This window comes from Pseudochrobactrum sp. sp1633 (assembly GCF_030376605.1).
Taxonomy (GTDB): domain Bacteria; phylum Pseudomonadota; class Alphaproteobacteria; order Rhizobiales; family Rhizobiaceae; genus Pseudochrobactrum.
The window spans coordinates 1-490 of sequence record NZ_JARRAE010000055.1 but is presented as its reverse complement, the minus strand read 5'-3'; the positions used below and the strand labels follow the sequence as shown (position 1 = coordinate 490).

The 490-nt window shown below is 45.5% G+C and carries 2 protein-coding genes; both read right to left on the bottom strand.

Features of this window, described 5'->3' with window-relative positions:
* On the bottom strand, nucleotides 1–260 hold a 260-nt coding region (locus tag P8H26_RS18075), incomplete at its 3' end, for a hypothetical protein (RefSeq protein WP_289634465.1).
* Nucleotides 261–356: 96 nt separating this feature from the next.
* The coding region (locus tag P8H26_RS18070) for a methylated-DNA--[protein]-cysteine S-methyltransferase (RefSeq protein WP_289634466.1) at nucleotides 357–490 on the bottom strand (134 nt) is incomplete at its 5' end.

The window sequence follows — 490 nt, the reverse complement described above, 5'->3', positions numbered from 1 at the left end:
TTCCTACGAAATACAATAACTCTGCAAATCAAGCAAAACTCTTGCAGCAGACCGTGCTGCCTAAAGTCGATAAGCAAGCGATTTTTTAACGCTCTCACCACGACAGCCTCATAACCGGAAGACTGAGAAGAGCAAGTAACCGAGTGACTAGCGATTGCACGACGAACGGGAAAAAGCCTGAAAACCAAATCCCCAAATACAGCCGAAATACCTGAGCAACGCTCAAGCAAGAAAAACTCCAAGACCAGCTTAACATACAAAAAAGCCCCGACAGAAATGTGCGGGGCTTTTTGGTATGTTTAAAACAAATGAGAAAAACGGGCAGGGAAGAGAAAGATAAACGGTTGCTCAAGCTGTTACAGTAAGCATTCCTGATAAATACAGCCCTCTAGTCGTAACAGCGCCTCTTTCTTATCAAGGCCGCCGCTAAAGCCGGTTAGCTTGCCATTGGCGCCGATAACGCGGTGACATGGAACAATAATAGAAATCG